At 72.7% G+C, this 16,344-nt stretch carries 15 protein-coding genes; 10 read left to right on the top strand and 5 right to left on the bottom strand.

The features are described from left to right. Positions 1–112 precede the first annotated feature (112 nt). The 6 genes from ACQPWW_RS16910 to ACQPWW_RS16935 all read left to right on the top strand — a co-directional run bounded on the left by ACQPWW_RS16910 (position 113) and on the right by ACQPWW_RS16935 (position 5,012). On the top strand, positions 113–1,111 hold the full coding sequence (locus ACQPWW_RS16910) for a helix-turn-helix transcriptional regulator (protein WP_433133817.1): 999 nt from the start codon (positions 113–115) through the stop codon (positions 1,109–1,111). After that, on the top strand, positions 1,108–2,187 hold the full coding sequence (locus tag ACQPWW_RS16915) for a helix-turn-helix transcriptional regulator (protein ID WP_433133819.1): 1,080 nt from the start codon (positions 1,108–1,110) through the stop codon (positions 2,185–2,187). Before ACQPWW_RS16910 ends, ACQPWW_RS16915 begins: the two co-directional genes overlap by 4 nt. A gap of 10 nt (positions 2,188–2,197) precedes the next feature. Then, positions 2,198–2,443 carry a hypothetical protein gene (locus tag ACQPWW_RS16920; protein WP_433133821.1) on the top strand — a complete coding sequence of 82 codons (246 nt, stop codon included), beginning with the start codon at positions 2,198–2,200 and terminating at the stop codon, positions 2,441–2,443. A gap of 158 nt (positions 2,444–2,601) precedes the next feature. Further along, positions 2,602–2,943 carry a Sec-independent protein translocase subunit TatA gene (gene tatA, locus ACQPWW_RS16925; RefSeq protein ID WP_433133823.1) on the top strand — a complete coding sequence of 114 codons (342 nt, stop codon included), beginning with the start codon at positions 2,602–2,604 and terminating at the stop codon, positions 2,941–2,943. Positions 2,944–2,961: 18 nt separating this feature from the next. Continuing rightward, a complete protein-coding gene (tatC, locus tag ACQPWW_RS16930) occupies positions 2,962–3,915 on the top strand; it encodes a twin-arginine translocase subunit TatC (protein WP_433133825.1) in 954 nt (317 codons plus the stop codon). A 146-nt stretch (positions 3,916–4,061) separates the two neighbouring features. Then, a complete protein-coding gene (locus ACQPWW_RS16935; RefSeq protein ID WP_433133827.1) occupies positions 4,062–5,012 on the top strand; it encodes a diacylglycerol kinase family protein in 951 nt (316 codons plus the stop codon). Here ACQPWW_RS16935 and ACQPWW_RS16940 read toward each other — a convergent pair. Then, on the bottom strand, positions 4,975–5,886 hold the full coding sequence (locus tag ACQPWW_RS16940) for an EamA family transporter (protein ID WP_433133829.1): 912 nt from the start codon (positions 5,884–5,886) through the stop codon (positions 4,975–4,977). The two genes, ACQPWW_RS16935 and ACQPWW_RS16940, sit on opposite strands and share 38 nt — an antisense overlap. Before the next feature lie 188 nt (positions 5,887–6,074). On the opposite strand from ACQPWW_RS16940, the gene ACQPWW_RS16945 reads away from it, so the two are divergent. After that, the gene (locus ACQPWW_RS16945) at positions 6,075–6,380 is read left to right on the top strand and encodes a hypothetical protein (RefSeq protein WP_433133831.1); all 306 of its coding nucleotides are present in this window, start codon (positions 6,075–6,077) and stop codon (positions 6,378–6,380) included. Next, a complete protein-coding gene (locus ACQPWW_RS16950; RefSeq protein WP_433133833.1) occupies positions 6,377–6,775 on the top strand; it encodes a hypothetical protein in 399 nt (132 codons plus the stop codon). Before ACQPWW_RS16945 ends, ACQPWW_RS16950 begins: the two co-directional genes overlap by 4 nt. Before the next feature lie 16 nt (positions 6,776–6,791). Here the strand turns inward: ACQPWW_RS16950 and ACQPWW_RS16955 are convergent, their stop codons facing one another. Beyond that, complete coding sequence (locus ACQPWW_RS16955) at positions 6,792–7,559, bottom strand: HAD family hydrolase (RefSeq protein WP_433133835.1); 768 nt, start codon at positions 7,557–7,559, stop codon at positions 6,792–6,794. A gap of 86 nt (positions 7,560–7,645) precedes the next feature. Between ACQPWW_RS16955 and ACQPWW_RS16960 the strand changes: the two genes are divergently transcribed. Then, positions 7,646–10,438, top strand: a complete 2,793-nt coding sequence (locus tag ACQPWW_RS16960; RefSeq protein WP_433133837.1) for a DEAD/DEAH box helicase — start codon at positions 7,646–7,648, stop codon at positions 10,436–10,438. 164 nt (positions 10,439–10,602) lie between these two features. Beyond that, entirely contained in the window at positions 10,603–11,487 is an 885-nt protein-coding gene (locus ACQPWW_RS16965) for an MHYT domain-containing protein (RefSeq protein WP_433133839.1), read from the top strand. Positions 11,488–11,514: 27 nt separating this feature from the next. Here ACQPWW_RS16965 and ACQPWW_RS16970 read toward each other — a convergent pair whose 3' ends face one another. From ACQPWW_RS16970 to ACQPWW_RS16980, 3 genes are all read right to left on the bottom strand, one after another. Further along, a complete protein-coding gene (locus ACQPWW_RS16970) occupies positions 11,515–12,369 on the bottom strand; it encodes an endonuclease/exonuclease/phosphatase family protein (protein WP_433133841.1) in 855 nt (284 codons plus the stop codon). A gap of 120 nt (positions 12,370–12,489) precedes the next feature. Further along, entirely contained in the window at positions 12,490–13,428 is a 939-nt protein-coding gene (locus ACQPWW_RS16975) for a superoxide dismutase (protein ID WP_433133843.1), read from the bottom strand. 162 nt (positions 13,429–13,590) lie between these two features. Beyond that, positions 13,591–15,924, bottom strand: a complete 2,334-nt coding sequence (locus ACQPWW_RS16980) for a beta-L-arabinofuranosidase domain-containing protein (RefSeq protein WP_433133845.1) — start codon at positions 15,922–15,924, stop codon at positions 13,591–13,593. Positions 15,925–16,344: the final 420 nt, after the last annotated feature.

Raw genomic sequence — 16,344 nt, forward strand, 5'->3', positions numbered from 1 at the left:
TCACCCTATGACCGGGAACGGCGACGCGCCGGGGGAGGTCCGATCCGAACAAGTGTGCGGCACGCCCGCGTGGGTGCACGTCGCGGGCGTGTCGGCTGCTAGCGTCTACCGGGTGTCGCGGACCCGCACCGAACGCCTGGTCAACCTGGTGATCTGCCTGCTGTCCACGCGACGGTTCCTGACCGCCGCGCAGATCGCCGCGACCGTGCCCGGCTATGAGCACGACCCTGAGGACGCGCGCGACCACGAGGCGTTCCAACGCAAGTTCGAGCGGGACAAGGCCGAGCTGCGCGAGTTGGGTGTGCCACTGGAGACCGGCACGGCCAGCGCCTTCGACGCCGAGCCCGGCTACCGGATCGCCCACCGCGAGTACGCGCTGCCCGACATCCTGCTGGAGCCCGACGAGGCCGCCGCGGTGGGCATCGCCGCACGGCTGTGGCAGCACGCCGGGCTGGCCGCCGCCGCGTCGTCCGGGCTGGCCAAGCTGCGCGCCGCCGGGGTGGACGTGGACCCGCAGGCGACCCTGGGCCTGGAGCCGATGGTCACTGTCGATCCGGCGTTCGCGCCGCTGACGGCCGCGGCCCGGGACCGCCGCGAGGTCGGTTTCGACTACCGGGTGCCCGACCGGGACGCGCCCAGCCGACGGCGGCTGCAACCGTGGGGCGTGGTCTGCTGGCGCGGCCGGTGGTATGTGGTCGGCCACGACCTGGACCGGGCGGCGACCCGCTGCTTCCGACTGTCCCGGGTGGTGGGCACGGTCCGGGTGACCGGTGTGCCCGGCGCGTACCAGCCGCCGCCCAACGTCGACCTGATCAGCCACGTGGCCCGCTGGTCGGGTCCGGTGGAACGCACCGGCCGGGCCACCGTGCTGGCCGCGCCGGGCCGGGCCGCCGGGCTGCGCCGCTGGGCGGTGGAGGTGACCACCGGGCCGGACGGCGACCGGTTGGTCCTGCCGTACGCGGACCCGGACGGGTTGGCCGGCCACCTCGTCGGCTACGGCCCGGACGTGCGGGTGCTCGACCCACCGGAGGTCCGCGAGGCGGTCATCCAACGACTCAAGGAGATCGCTGTCCGGCACGACGAGCTGGCCGTCAGCGGGGGTGCCCGATGACCCGCCCGTCCGCCCGCGGCGGTTCCCGCGCGTCCGCCGACCGGCTCGCCCGCCTGCTCAACCTGGTGCCCTACCTGCTGGCCCGACCCGGCATCGAGATCGCCGAGGCGGCCGGTGACCTGGGTGTCACCGAGCGCCAACTGCGCGAGGACCTGGAGCTGCTCTGGGTCTGCGGGCTGCCGGGTTACGGTCCCGGCGACCTGATCGACATGGCGTTCGACGGTGACCGGGTGACGATCACCTACGACGCCGGCATCGACCGGCCGCTGCGGCTCACCCCGGACGAGGCCCTCGCGCTGGTGGTGGCGTTGCGGATGCTCGCAGAGACGCCCGGGGTGGCCAACCGCGAGGCCGTCGAACGGGCCCTGGCGAAGATCGAGGACGCGGGTGACCTGGTGGGCGCGCCGGTGGCGGTCCGGCTGCCCGGCGACACCCGGCGGGTCGAGGCGCTGCGTGCCGCCGTGGAGGGCGGCCGGGCGCTGCGGATCACCTACTACACGGCCGCGCGGGACGAGACCACCGAGCGTGTCATCGACCCCCTGCGGATGCTGATGGTCGGCGGTCGGGCCTACGTGGAGGCGTGGTGTCGTCGCGCGGAGGCTGTCCGTCTGTTCCGGGCCGACCGGATCGACGCGATCACCGAGCTGGCCGAGCCGGCCGCCGTCCCGCCGCAGGCCGTCCCGCACGACCGCACCGAGGGCGTCTTCCGCCCCTCGCCCGACCTGCCGCTGATCACGCTGCGCATCGGTCGGAGCGAGCGGTGGATCACTGAGTACTACCCGTGTGAGCGGGTCGAGGCCGGTGACGGCGAGCAGTGGCTGGTCTCCCTGCGGGTGACCGACCTGGGCTGGGCCCGCCGGTTCGTGCTGGGCCTCGGCCCGGACGCCGTCGTGGTCGCCCCGGTCGAGCTGGCCGAGCAGGTCCGCGCGGCGGCGGCCGCCGCGTTGGACGCGTACGCGGTGCCCGCCCCCACGGCGGCGCCCCGGCTGCCCGCGTCCGACGCCGTCCCGGCCCACCCCGGTGTGCCGCTGGACGCGCCGTCGGGTGACCCGGCGGTGGCCGGCCGCACCCAGTAGGCTGACCGCCGTGCTGATCTGGATCGTGCTCGCTGTCGTGTTGCTTCCGCTGGTGGCGCTCGCGCTGGCCGTGCGCCCGGTGCTGACCCGGCTGCCTCGGCTGCGTCGCGCCGCTGTGGCGTTGCAGCGGCGGGCCGCCGAGGCCGAGGCGCTGCGGGGGACCGCCGAGGTGTTGCAGCAGCGCGCCGAGGAGGTCCAACGCCAACTCGACACCACGGCGCGGCGGCTCGCGGTGATCAGGGCCAGGCGCGGCTGATCGAGCCGCACCTGGCGATGGTTGACGGATCATCGCGCGTTGGTCAAGACTTCACCCTTCGGGTCGAACCACCCCCACCCGGCGGGTGGCAGGCAGCCGATCCGCACGTACGATGGGCTGCGTACCACCCCCCGGACACAGAGCGACTGGAGCTTCTCATGGGTGCCCTCAAGCCGTGGCACATCGCTGTTCTCGTGGTTGTGCTGATCCTGCTCTTCGGTGCGAAGCGGCTTCCCGACGCTGCCCGCTCCCTGGGTCGGTCGCTGCGGATCATCAAGGCCGAGACCAAGAGCCTGCAGGACGACGACCGCGACCTCGCCGAGAAGGCCGACGCGCAGGCCGGTTACCAGCCGCTGCCGCCGCACGCCGGGCAGCAGGCGCCGTACGCCGGGCAGCCGCAGCAGGCGCCGTACGCCGGGCAGCCGCAGCAGGCGCCGTACCAGCAGGCGCCGACGCAGCAGCCGGTCGTCGACCCGGTGCACCGCGTCCGCGACAACTGACCGAAGGGCCCCACCACCGTGGCCTTCGCACTGCGCAAACGCGGCCCCAAGTCGTTCGAGCGGGCCGCCGACGGCTCGATGACCCTGATCGAGCACGTCCGCGAGCTGCGCGACCGGTTGTTCCGCGCCTCACTGGCGATCGTCGCCGGCCTGATCGTCGGCTTCTTTCTGGCTCAGCCGGCGTTCGACCTGCTGAAGGAGCCCTACTGCAGTTTGCCGGGCGCCATTGACGAGTTCGGCGACTGCCACTCGTTCATTCAGCTGTCGCCCGCGGACGGCTTCATCCTGAAGCTGAAGCTGGCGCTCTGGATCGGCCTGATCGTCGGGGCGCCGGTCTGGTTGTACCAGCTCTGGGCGTTCATCGCTCCGGGGTTGCACCGGCACGAGCGCAAGTGGGCGTACGTCTTCGTCGCGATCGCGGCGCCGCTGTTCGCCGGTGGAGCCGTCCTGGCCTACCTCGTCGTGGACAAGGGCCTCGCGTTCCTGCTGGAGGCGGGCGTGACCGGCCTCTCCACCCAGTTGGAGGTCACCCGCTACATCTCGTTCGTCACCAACATGATCCTGTTGTTCGGGGTGGCGTTCGAGTTTCCGCTGATCCTGTTGATGCTCAACTTCACCGGGGTGGCCAGCGCACGCCGGTTGTTGAGCTGGTGGCGGGCGGTCATCTTCATCTCCTTCGCCTTCGCCGCGATCGCGACTCCGGATCCGGGTCCGTTCGGCATGACGTTGCTGGCGGTCTCCCTCTCGCTGCTGTACTTCGTGGCGGTGGGCGTGGCGTTCATCAACGACAAGCGGCGTGGGCGGGGCAAGGAGATCTACGCCGGCCTCGACGACGACGAGGTGTCGCCGTTGGAGTTCGACGCGGACCCGGTCGTGGCCGGGCAACGGGTCGACGCGACCGCGCCGATCGGTGTGCCCGAGCCGATCGCCAAGCCGGCCCCGATCGAGCGCCGCTACGACGACATGACCTGACGGCCCCGCGCCGCCCGGTCAGCCGACGCCGTCCCCGTTGTCCGGGGGCGGCGTCGCCGCGTTACCCGCGGCCTCGGTGGCGGGACCGGTGGCGACCGCGCCTGCCCCCGGTGAACGTCGGGTGTCCGACCGGTACGGTGCTGCCCGTGACCGCAGACGATCACCTTCCCGGCCCGCCCGCGGGCGGCCCGGCCCCGCTCGCTGGTGGCCCCGTGGCGGTGCTTGCCAACCCGACCGCCGGTCGGGGGCGGCACCGCGCCCTGCTGCCCCGGCTGCTGGACGGGTTGGCCGCCGCCGGCCGGCCGGTCCGGGTGCTGCCGGCGGCCACTCCGGGTGAGGCGGAGGCGGCCTGCCGTGCCGCCGTCGCCGACGGCATCGGCGCGCTCGTCGCGATCGGTGGGGACGGCACCGTGCACCGGGCGATGCAGGCGGTCGCCGGCACCGAGGTGCCATTCGGCCCGGTGCCGGCGGGGACCGGCAACGACTTCGCCCTCGACACCGGTTTTCCCGCCGACCCGGTGGCGGCGGTGGACGTGATCGCGTCAGCGCTGCGGGCCGACCGCACCCGGGTCGTCGACCTGGCGCGGATGACCGGGGCCGATGGCGCCGAGCGGTGGTTCGGGGCCGTCCTCGCGGCCGGGTTCGACGCGATAGTCAACGAGCGGGCCAACCGGATGCGCTGGCCGCGCGGCCCCCGCCGGTACGACCTGGCGATCCTTGTCGAGCTGGCCCGGCTGCGCCCGCGCCGCTACACGTTGCGCCTCGACGGGGTCGCGCACGAGCTGGACGCGGTGCTGGTGGCGGTGGGCAACTGCCCGACGTACGGCGGCGGGATGCGGATCTGCCCCGACGCCGACCCGACCGACGGGCTGCTCGACGTGGTGGTGGCGGGTCGGGTCGATCGCCGGACCCTGATCCGGGTGAAGCCGCGCATCTACCAGGGCACCCACGTGAGCCATCCGCTGGTGACCAGCTACCGGGCCCGCATTGTGGAGGTGGCCGCCGACGGCATCGTCACGTACGCCGACGGGGAACGCTCCCTGGAACTGCCGGTGACGATCAGCGCCGTTCCGGGCGCGCTGCGGCTGCTGCGTTGACCCGTACCGCTCCGATGCTGGCCGCGATGACCAGCACGATGGCGGCGCACTCCAGCAGGGTCAGGGCCTGCCGCAGCACCAGCCACCCGGCGAGCGTGGCGATGGCCGGGCCGAGGCTCATCAGCACCGCGAACGTGCCGGTCGGCATCCGTCGCAGCGCCACCAGCTCCAGGGTGTAGGGCAGCCCGGAGGCGAGCACCGCGAGGGCCGTGCCGAGCGCCAGCACCGGCGGGTCGAGCAGCACCGCGCCGCCGTCGACGATGCCCAGCGGCAGGGTGACAAGCGCGGCGAGGGCCAACGCCAGGGCCAGCCCGTCCGCGCCCGGGAACCGGCTGCCGACCCGGGCGCTCAACACGATGTACGCGGCCCACATGGCGCCGGCGCCGAACGCGAAGGCCACCCCGACCGGGTTGAGCCGGTCGAAGCCGCCCTGCCCGAGCAGGGCCACCCCGGCCAGCGCCAGCCCCGCCCAGCCCCAGCTGGCCAGTCGTCGGGCGCTGAACACCGACAGCGCCAACGGGCCGAGCACCTCCAGCGTCACCGTCGGACCCAGCGGGATGCGGTCGATGGCCTGGTAGAACAGCGAGTTCATGCCGGCCAGCGCCAGCCCGAACGCGCCCGCCGCGAGCCAGGCCGACCGGTCGTGCCCACGCAGCCGGGGCCGGCACACGATGAGCAGCAGCACCGCCGAGATGGTCAGTCGCAGGGTCACCGCGCCGGCCACCCCGGTACGCGGAAAGAGCAACGCGGCCACGGCGGAGCCGAACTGCACCGACAGGGCCCCGCCGAGCACCAGCCCCACGGCGACGACGCCACCGCGCCGGGTCGGTGGCGTGTCGGTCGGCGGTGGCGTGGGCAGCAGGATCTCGGTCACGGGCAGGACGGTAGGCGGTCCGCTCCGACTGCCGCACGGCGGTATCCACCTGCCGAAACGCGAGCCCCCGTCGGAGGCGGGGTGGGGTGGCGCCACGCCCGACCGCTCTGGTCGTGCACGGGGGACCGCGACGCCGACACGGCCGTCGGTGGTCGCCAACCCGGTGCTACCGGCGTACCGTCCGGGGTATGACCAGCGCGATGCGGAAACTGTCGATCTCCGTGCCACCCGACGTGGCGGAGCGCCTGGAGCACGAGTCCAACGCCAGCGCGTACGTCACCCAGGCCGTCCGGGACCGCATGCGTCTGGACGCCCTGGACGCGGAGCTGGCCCACCAGGGCATCCAGATCACCGAGCAGGGCGTGGCCGAGGCGCGCGCTCGTCGTGCCGCGGTGGAGGCCGAGTGGTCGCCCGAGCGCCGCAGCGCGCTTCGCGAGCGGGCCCGCCAACACGCGCTGGACGCCGCTGGCACCGCCGACCAGTCGGCTGCGTGAGCGCGGGGGACGACCGTCCGGTCCGGCTCGTGCTGGACCGCTCGGCGCTGCTTGCCTACCTGGCGGGGTCGGTGCACGTCGGTGAGCCGCTGCACGAGGTCATCCAGGACCGCAACCGGTTCGGTGTCACGGCGGTGACCGTGGCGGAGGCGCTGGCGATCGTCAGCGACCCCAAGGAACGGGCGACCCTGCACCGGCTGCTGACCCTCGACGCCTGCGAGGTGCTCGCCACCGAGGGGCACCACTGGCACGAGCTGAGCTACTGGCGCACGGTGACCGGTCGTGCCGATCTCGCCACCACAGCGCTCGCCTGCCTCGACCACGACGCCTCGATCCTCACCGGGGAGGACCGGTACGGCGACGGCGAGCTACCGGTGATTCACATTCCCGACTGACGGTACGAAACGCCGGTCAGCCCGGCAGGGCGAGGTCCAGCACGGCGCCCAGCCCGTTCTCCCGACCCGGGTCGGCCGTGGGGAGCACCAACACCGCGCAGCCGGCCGCCACCGCGCCCGCGTCCGCCGGGGTGTCGCCGACCATCAGCGTCTGCTCCGGGTCGACGCCGAGCATCCCGCAGGCCCGCCAGAAGATCGCCGGGTCGGGCTTGCAGCGCCCCACCTCGTAGGACAGCACGAACGCGTCGACCAGGTCGGTCAACCCCCAGGCGTCGAAGTGCGGTCGCAGGTCGAAGCCGATGTTGCTGACCACCGCCACGGGCACTCCGGCGGCGCGCAGCGCGGCCAGTGTGGGCGCGGTGTCCGGGTACGGCAACCAGCCCTCGGCGGTCAGCAGCCGCTCGTAGAGCGCGTCGGCGAAGCCCTCGATGCCCGCGTCGACGGTCTCGGCCAGCCCGGTGTACGCGCCCCGGTGGGCGTGCTGGTAGAGATCCCGGTCGGCCCACAGCTCGGCCAGTCGGGGTGGCACCCGGGCCGGCAGTGGCCCGCCGGCGCGCCCGGCGGTCAGCAGCCGGTCGGCCAGCGAGGTGGCGCGGACCCGGTCCAGGGTGACCCCGCACGCCGCCGCGGCCGCCAGCACCCACTGCCGGGGCTCCTCCACCTGCGCCAGGGTGCCGTGGAAGTCGAAGAGCACCGCCTTGACGGGCCGTCGGGACGCCCGGGGGGCGGCGGCCTCGGGGCTGCCCGGCGAACGAGTCTGGGGCGGTTCGGCATGGTCCGGCACGCCGTGCACCCTACCGACCGCCCCGGACGGCCCAACCGGTCGGCCTTGCTGGGTGTCCCGTCGCGGCACGCACTAATCTTGGTGCCATGTCGAGCCCCGCCGAGCGGTACGCAGCGGCGCGCCGCCGGGCCGCACAGGCCGCAGAGTTTCCGGCGCTGGACGAGTTCGCCCTTGACCTGGGGTTCGACCTCGACGACTTTCAGCGGGAGGCGTGTCAGTCACTGGAGCGGGGCAGCGGTGTGCTGGTCTGCGCCCCGACCGGCGCCGGTAAGACAGTGGTGGGGGAGTTCGCGGTCCACCTGGCGTTGCGCGGGCGGCCCGGCGACCCGGCGCCCGGCGACGACCCGCCGGCCCGGCGCAAGTGCTTCTACACGACACCGATCAAGGCGTTGTCCAACCAGAAGTACCACGACCTGGTCGCCCGGTACGGCGTCGAGCAGGTCGGCCTGTTGACCGGCGACAACGCGATAAACGGTGACGCGCCGGTGGTGGTGATGACCACCGAGGTGCTGCGCAACATGCTCTACGCGGGCTCCAGCACCCTGCAGGGGCTGGCGTACGTGGTGATGGACGAGGTGCACTACCTGGCCGACCGGTTCCGCGGTGGCGTGTGGGAAGAGGTGATCATCCACCTGCCCGCCTCGGTCACCCTGGTCTCGTTGTCGGCGACCGTGTCCAACGCCGAGGAGTTCGCCGACTGGCTGGTCACCGTGCGCGGCGAGACCGCCGTGGTGGTCAGCGAGCACCGACCGGTGCCGTTGTGGCAGCACATGCTCGTCGGTAAGCGGATGTTCGACCTGTTCCACGACGCGGACGCCGCCCGTAAGCACGACGTGCACCCGGAGCTGCTGCGCTACACCCGGGAGACAGCGCGGCGGCTGGAGTTGGGCGAGGGTCGCAGCGCGGGGCCCGGCGCCGGTCGGCGGGGTCCGCGCTGGCGTGGCCCGATGCGCCCGGACATCGTCGACCGGCTGGACCGGGAGGGTCTGCTCCCGGCGATCCTGTTCATCTTCAGCCGGGCCGGGTGCGCCGCCGCGGTGCAGCAGTGTCTCGCCGCCGGTCTGCGCCTCACCTCGCCCGACGAGCGGGCCGAGATCCGCCGGGTCGTCGAGTCGCGGGTCACCGCCATCCCGGGCGAGGACCTGTCGGTGCTGGGCTACTGGGAGTGGCTCGACGGCTTGGAGCGGGGCCTGGCCTCCCACCACGCCGGCATGCTGCCGGTGTTCAAGGAGATCGTCGAGGAGTTGTTCGTCCGCGGCCTGGTCAAGGCGGTCTTCGCCACCGAGACCCTGGCGTTGGGCATCAACATGCCGGCCCGTTGCGTGGTCCTGGAACGGCTTGTCAAGTACAACGGTGAGGCGCACGTCGACCTGACGCCGGGGGAGTACACGCAGCTCACCGGCCGGGCCGGCCGCCGTGGCATCGACGTGGAGGGGCACGCCGTCGTGGTGTGGTCCCCGGAGACCGACCCGCGGCACGTGGCCGGGCTCGCGTCCACCCGCACGTACCCGCTGCGTTCCAGTTTCCGGCCGTCGTACAACATGGCGGTGAATCTGGTTGGTACGGTCGGCGCGGAGCCCGCCCGGGCGCTGCTGGAGTCCTCGTTCGCCCAGTTCCAGGCAGACCGGTCGGTGGTCGGCCTGGCCCGGCAGGTGCAGCGCAACACCGAGACCATCGAGGCGTACGGCGCGGAGGCCGCCTGCCACCACGGTGACTTCGACGAGTACTTCGCGCTGCGGGTGGCGATCGCGGAGCGGGAGAAGGCGATCGCCCGGCAGGGGCAGACCCAGCGCAAGGCCGCCGCGGTGGCGTCGCTGGAGCGGCTGCGGATCGGTGACGTGATCCGGGTGCCGTCGGGCCGACGGGCCGGGCTGGCCGTCGTGCTGGACCCGGCGACCGGCGGGTTCGGTGAGCCTCGGCCGCTGGTGCTGACCCAGGATCGGTGGGCGGGCCGGGTCAGCCCCGGCGACTTCACCACTCCGGCCGAGGTGCTGGCCCGGATCCGGGTGCCCAAGCACTTCAACCACCGGTCGCCGGGCGCCCGCCGGGACCTCGCCGCCGAGGTCAGCGGCACCGGCCTGGATCGGCACGGCGGCCGACGGGGTGGCCGGTCCCGACAGTCGGCCGGCGAGGACCACCAGATCGCCCAGCTCCGCACCGAGCTGCGCAACCACCCCTGCCACGCCTGCCCGGAGCGGGAGGACCACGCCCGCTGGGCGGAGCGCCGGCGGCGGCTGGAGCGCGACACGGAGGAACTGCGCGAGCGGGTCTCCGGGCGGACCGGGTCCCTCGCGCGGACCTTCGACCGGATCGTGGCGCTGTTGACCGACCGCGGTTATCTCGCTCGCGACGGCGCGGTCACCGACGCCGGCCGGATGCTCGGTCGGATCTGGACCGAGGCGGACCTGCTGGTCGCCGAGTGCCTGCGCCGGGGGGTGTGGAACGGCCTGTCCCCGTCCGAGTTGGCCGCCGCGGTGTCGGTGGTGGTCTTCGAGGCGCGCCGCGACGTCGACGAGCGGGCGTCGTTGCCGCGGGGGCCGGTGGCCGACGCGGTGGACGAGACGGTGAAGCTCTGGAGCGAGATCGAGGCCGACGAGGCGACGCGCGGGCTGACCGCGACCCGGGAGCCGGATCTGGGCTTCGCCTGGCCGGTCTACCGGTGGGCCCGGGGCGAGGCGCTCGCCAAGGTGCTCGGCAGCGGTCACGAGATCGACGGTGAGATGCCCGCCGGTGACTTCGTCCGGTGGGCGCGACAGGTGGTCGACCTGCTCGGTCAGCTTGCCGACTCCGGCGGCGCCTCGCCGGAGCTGCGGTCCACCGCCCGGCAGGCCATCGCGGCCGTCAACCGGGGTGTGCTGGCGTACCACACCTCCGCCTAACGTCACTCTCAGTGACGCTCCCCGGCGAATCGACGCGTCGGACAGTCACCGCGACAGCACCCCCCGAACAGCTCGGGGGGCGCTGTTGCGCCTGATCACACCACCCCTGATCATTGCCGAGCGCTCATTGTTGACGCGCCGGTAACGAACGGGAGAAGGCCGCTGTGGCGGACATCAATCACTTTGAGTACGGGTGGATCACGCCCGCGTCGAGCTACGCGTTGTCCGTGCTCGGTTCGATCCTCGGGCTGGTCTGCGCCGGGCGCATTCGTACCGCCCGCACGGCCGGCCAGCGGGCCTGGTGGGGTCTGCTGGCGGCCTGGGCGTTGGGCGGCACCGCCATCTGGGCGATGCACTTCATGGCCATGCTGGGCTTCGCCGTCGACGGCACCCGGATCCGCTACGACGTGCCGCTGACCGTGGCGAGCACGGCCATCGCCGTGGTGGCGGTCGGTATCGGCCTGGCCATCGTGGGCACCGGCCGGTTGCATCCGGTACGCCTGGTCGCCGGTGGTGTCTTCACCGGCGTCGGGGTGGCCTCCATGCACTACACCGGGATGGCGGCGATGCGCCTCAACGGCAGTCTCGGCTACGACACCGTCCGGGTCGTGCTCTCGGTGGTCATCGCTGTCGTGGCGTCCACCGTCGCGCTGTGGCTCGCGATGACCGTCCGACGCGGGCTGGCGATCTTCGCCTCCGCGCTGGTCATGGGCATCGCCGTGAACGGTATGCACTTCACCGGGATGAGCGCCCTGTCGGTGCACCGGCACGAACGTGCGGACGGGGTGACCGGCGCCCAGGTGAGCACGCTGCTGGTGCCGATCATGGCGGCGGTGATCTTCGGCGTGGTCGGTCTGCTCTACGCCCTGCTCGCCGCCCCGACCGACGACGACCGGGCCGCCGCCGCCTACCTGAACGGGCGACGGGTCCCGGAGCCGGCCGCCGCGACGCCCACCGTCGCCCCGGACCCGGTCGGGCTGCGCGCCCGCTCCACCCTCGGCCAGCCGGGCACCCCGTTCCCGTCCCGCCGGGACACCCCACCCCGCTGACGGGGACGCGGCGCGGCCGGGGTGTGGTCAGGTCGGCGGTCGGCCGTCGATGCTGAGGGTGGCCAGCAGGGCGGGGTGGTCGGTCGCCCCGCGCATGGGCACCGACCTGCGGCAACAGAGGCCGATGTCGGTTGTCGCCACAATGTGTTGCCGCGCGCCGTCGTCGATGCGCTGGTGACCCGGCGGCGCGCAGGACCGCACATCGGGGTCGCCGCCGTCGTGGAGGTTGAGGTCGCCGCTCAGCAGGATGGGCGTGTGCCCGGTGCGCCGGCGGATCGTCGGCAGGATCGTGTCGAGCAGTTGGCGGCACTGGGCGAGCGCGACAGCGTAACTGGTGGCTGCCAGATGCGTGGTGCAGGCGAGCAGGACCGCGTCGACGTCGACGCAGAGCCAGGCGCGTTCCTCGGGGTCCGCGAGGTCCTGCGTCGGGTGGATCCCCCGGTACACGGCGGGCACGGTGTCCGGCGTCCGCGCCCGGGTCAGCAGTCCCACGCCGTACGGTTGGCCGTTGCGGCACAGGGTGTCGCCTCCGCTGGGGCGGTCACCGGCCGCCTGGAAGGCGGAGACGACGCGCCACCCGGTGTGGACCGTCGCGAACGCCCGTTCCAGGACGGCCACGTCGTCCTGGCAGATCTCGTTGAGGGTGACCAGATCGGGTGCCTCGGCGCTGATCACCTCAGTGGCCCGTTGCAGGGATTGGCCGGTGTAACAGCCGGCGCGGCCGCTGTTGCAGAGGTTCATCTGCAGCACCCGCAGGATCGTCGGCCCGGTGCGGTCCGTCGGGCTCGACACCGGCGGCCCGGCGGGCAGCCCGGCGGCGGCGATCAGGCAGCCGACGGCCAGGGCTCGACGCAGAAGACGGTGCGTGCGGCGGTCGGCCACGCGGGCTCCGGGTGCAGGAGGCGACAGTCTTCGCCGTGGTGCCCGCGATCCTACTGACGGCAGGTCCCCCGCGCGCAGGGCCGAGGGGACACCCGCGGTGCGCGTACCCCCTCGGGTCGCTCAGCGGGCGCGGACCGCGACGACCGTGTACGGCGTGGTCGGCGTCGGTGGCGTGGTGAAGCGGCCGTTGGGCAGGTAGAGCCTGCCCAGCGCCTCGGCGACGGTGGTGGGTACGTCGAAGTTCGGGTCGGTGATGGTGCCGGTGACCGTTCCCGTGGTGCCGGCGTCGTTCAGCGTGGCCACCGCGATCTGGTTGAGGCTGTTCTGCACGACGTAGAGGGTGCGTCCGCGCAGCAGCAGCCCGTCGCCGTTGGTGAACGTGTAACCGGGCACGTCCACGACGGTGGTCGCTCCGGTCGCCGGGTCGACCCGGTACAGCGTCCCGGTGTTGGACTGGACGACGATCAGCGCCCTCCCGTCCGGTGTGGTGGCGATGCCGTTGAGGTTCACGCCGGTGCCGACCTGCTCGTACGCGCCGGTCAGCGCGATGGTGGTGAACCCGTCGGCGGGTGGCAGCGCGCCACCGCGACCGAGCGGCAGCCGGTAGAGCACCGGTCGGTGCGAGTCGGTGAAGTACGCGGCGTCGCGGGTCAGGACGACGTCGTTGACGAACGTCGGGGTGGTGGCGAACTGGTAGCGCGCCAGCACCTCGCCGGTACGGGTGTCGAGCACGCGGGCGTCGCCCGCGGTGCCCCCGGCGACGAAGAGCCGGCCGCGTGGATCGATCTTGAGACCGAGGGACGGGGTGCCGGTGACCGCACCGATCGTCGTACCCCGACCGGTGACCAGGTCGACGCGCTGGATGGCGCCGGTGGCGCGGGAGCCGAGGTACGCGTACCGGCCGGCGGTGGCGATGCCCTCGGGGGCGAACCCGTCGGGCAGGGCGAGGACGGTGGGCAGCCGTTCCGCGGGATGCGCCTGGGCGGGCGCGACGGCGACGCAGGTCAGCAGGGCGGCGGTCAGGGTGCCGCCGAGAGCGGCCCGAAGGGGTCGGTGCACTGTGCTCCTTCCGGGCGGGCGCCGGCGCGAGCCGACAGATCCGCCACGATCACTGGGGCCAGGACCCTGCCCACTGTACGACCGCAGCCGACCGCCCGCCCGGCGTCACCGGCGCGGTCATCGGGGCGACCGCGCCGGTGGGCCGGCGAGCTGGGCGGATCGTCAGGCGTTGCGGACCAGCCGCCACCGGTTGTCCGCGCTGCCGTTGTCCGAGTCCTGTACCGCCTGTGCGCCCATGGCGGTCGACGCGTTCAGGATGCCGAGCAGCTTGTTGCTGTTGACGTTGCGGATCTTGTAGGTTCCGTCGCCGTTGTCCACGAGGATCCACCGGTGGTCGGCGGTGCCGTTGTCCGCCCACTGCAGGACCCGAGCGTTGTCGGCGGTGGACATGTTCTCCACACCGAGCACCTTGCCGCTGTTGACGTTGCGGAACCGGACCGCGTTGCCGTCGGTCACGACCACCCAGTTGTGGTCGGCGGTACCGCTGTCGCTCCACTGCACGGCCAGACCACCGTCGGCGGTGGACATGTTCTGGACGCCGAGGACCAGCCCGGTGCCGACGTTGAGCAGGCGGTAGCTGCCGGTGGGGCCGCCGCTGCCGTTGGTGTTCCAGTAGACCGTGTAGTTGTAGCCGTGGGCGTCGTAGAAGGGGGCGAGGTTCACCGTGGACCCGTTGGCGCTGGCGGTGAACGCGAGCGAGCTGGTGCTGGTCCGGGTGACCGAGGAGACGGTGAGGGTGGGCAGGGTGCTCAGGGCCGTGTTGCCGTAGTTGCCGGCGAGCACTGTCGGGCCGTACGTGACCGCGCCGACGTTGGCGTTGTCGTTGGCGGCCCGGACGACGACCTGCATCGGCAGCCGTACGGTGATGGTGTCGCCCGCGGCCCAGGTGCGGGTGACGGTGGCGTAGCTGCCCGGCGTGGTGGTGACGTTCTCCACGGTGCCGTTGACAGCGATCGTCGCGCCGTTGGTCCAGGACGGGATCCGCACCCGGATGCTCCACGAGCCGCTCATCGTGCCGCTCAGGGTCAGGGTGCTGGTGTCACTGACCGGGAAGCTGGTGGTTTGGGTGACGGTGATGCCGCGCTGCGTCCAGTCCAGCACCGATGGTGCGAACAGGTTCACGCTCAGCGTGGTGCCGTTGTAGAAGTAGATGGAGTCCATCAACCTCGTGTTGATCTCCAGGCCGGTGCCCTGGCAGCACCAGAACGAGTTGTAGTCGGTGCTCCAGGTGCCGCCACCCCACGCCGGGCCCACGCCCCGACGACCACCCGGCCGCAGCGGGGTGAAGTAGGTGATGTGGCCGCGGCTGTCGGCCGGGTTCTGTCCGCCGATCAGGTGGTTGATCAGCGCGCGCTCGTAGAAGTCGAAGTAGTCCGCCCGGCTCGGGTCGAGCAGCCACAGCTCCCGGGTCAGTTTGAGCATGTTGTACGTGTTGCACTGCTCGCACGTGTCGTTGCTGAGGTATCCGGCGATCGCGTTCGGCGCCCGGAAGTGCTCCGCCTGGCTGTTGCCGCCGATGGCGTAGGTGTGCGCGCCGACGGTGATTCGCCACGCGTTGCTGGCGATGTCCCGGTAACGGGTGGTCCCGGTGGCCTTGTACTCGCGGGCGGCGCCGATCCACTTGGGGACCTGCGTGTTCGCGTGCAGCCCGTTGAGCTGGTCCTGGTTGGCGGCCAGCGGGTTGAACACGGCCGCGTGGTCGAACCGCTGCGCCGTGGTGAGCCACCGGCTGTCGCCGGTCTGCTGGTAGATGTCGGTGAGCACGTCGTTCATGCCCCCGAACTCGGTGCCCAGCATCGACTGCATCTGGCTGGAGCTCAGCCGGGCCGTCCGGGTGTCGACCCAGCCCGCCAGCGACAGCAGCACCGTACGGGCCTGCGTGTTGCCGGTGTAGCGCCAGACGTCGAGCAGCCCGGCGAGGGTCTTGTGGATGCAGTAGTAGGGCACGTTGCCGTTGGACAGCGTCCGTGCCTCGAGCGCGGTGAAGTCGGACTCCGGGAAGCCGGAGAGGTAGCCCGAACCGAACCCGGCGGCACCGTTGTTGGCCTGGCACTTGGCCAACTCGGCGACCATGTAGTTCGCCTTGTCCCGGCAGGTGGTGTCGCCCAGCACGGCGTACGCGTACGCCCACGCGCTCAGGAAGTGGCCCTGCATGTGGGTCCGGAACGGGAAGTTGGGCGCGTCCCAGCCCCCGTTGGTGGCGGCGCCGTTCGTGGACAGCCGGTGGTTGGCGCGGAAGTTGTAGAGCATCCGGTCGACGTCGACGAACCGCAGGTAGTTGAGCGTCCGCGACTGGTTGTCCATCCAGCGGCCGGAGGTCAGCCGCACCTGACCGAGGTCGAACGGGTACGCCGAGACGCCGATGTCCGGCCGGGCCGGCGGAACCACGGCGGCCGCGGCGCTGCCGGCGGCGAAGGTGGTGCCGGTCGCGGAGAGCACCACTGTGGCTCCGGCGGCCTGCAGGAGGTGGCGGCGGCTGAGGGGCGGGGGTGGCATGGGAACCTCCGGGAGATTCGGTACGGGACGGTGCGCTGCGGGGTGGTGCGGAAGGTGGTGTCCGGGCGGCCCGCGGCGCTCGGAGGGCTCGGTGCGCGCTGGCGGTGGCCGCGGCGGAGGGTGCGCCCAGGGCGAACGCGCGTCGAGCGGACGAGCTGCCACCGTGGACGCCAGGGGCACGCCTGCGGAAGGCCTAATCGTGGTACATCAATGTGATCGCTAACATAGTTGCTCGTTAACACGCTCGCAACCCCCGAGGTCGCCGGGCGGGCCATCCGGGGCGCGCCGGCCCGGTGGCAGCCCACCCTGGTGCCTGGCCGGCGGCGGTCGCGGCGGCGGTCGCGATCCGAAATGGACGGTATGGGGCTTGTGGCCGGCAGATGGTAACCGTGCGTAACGGGCGGGCCGATGACGGAGAGC

Source organism: Micromonospora sp. CA-240977 (genome assembly GCF_050942285.1).
Classification (GTDB): Bacteria; Actinomycetota; Actinomycetes; order Mycobacteriales; family Micromonosporaceae; genus Micromonospora.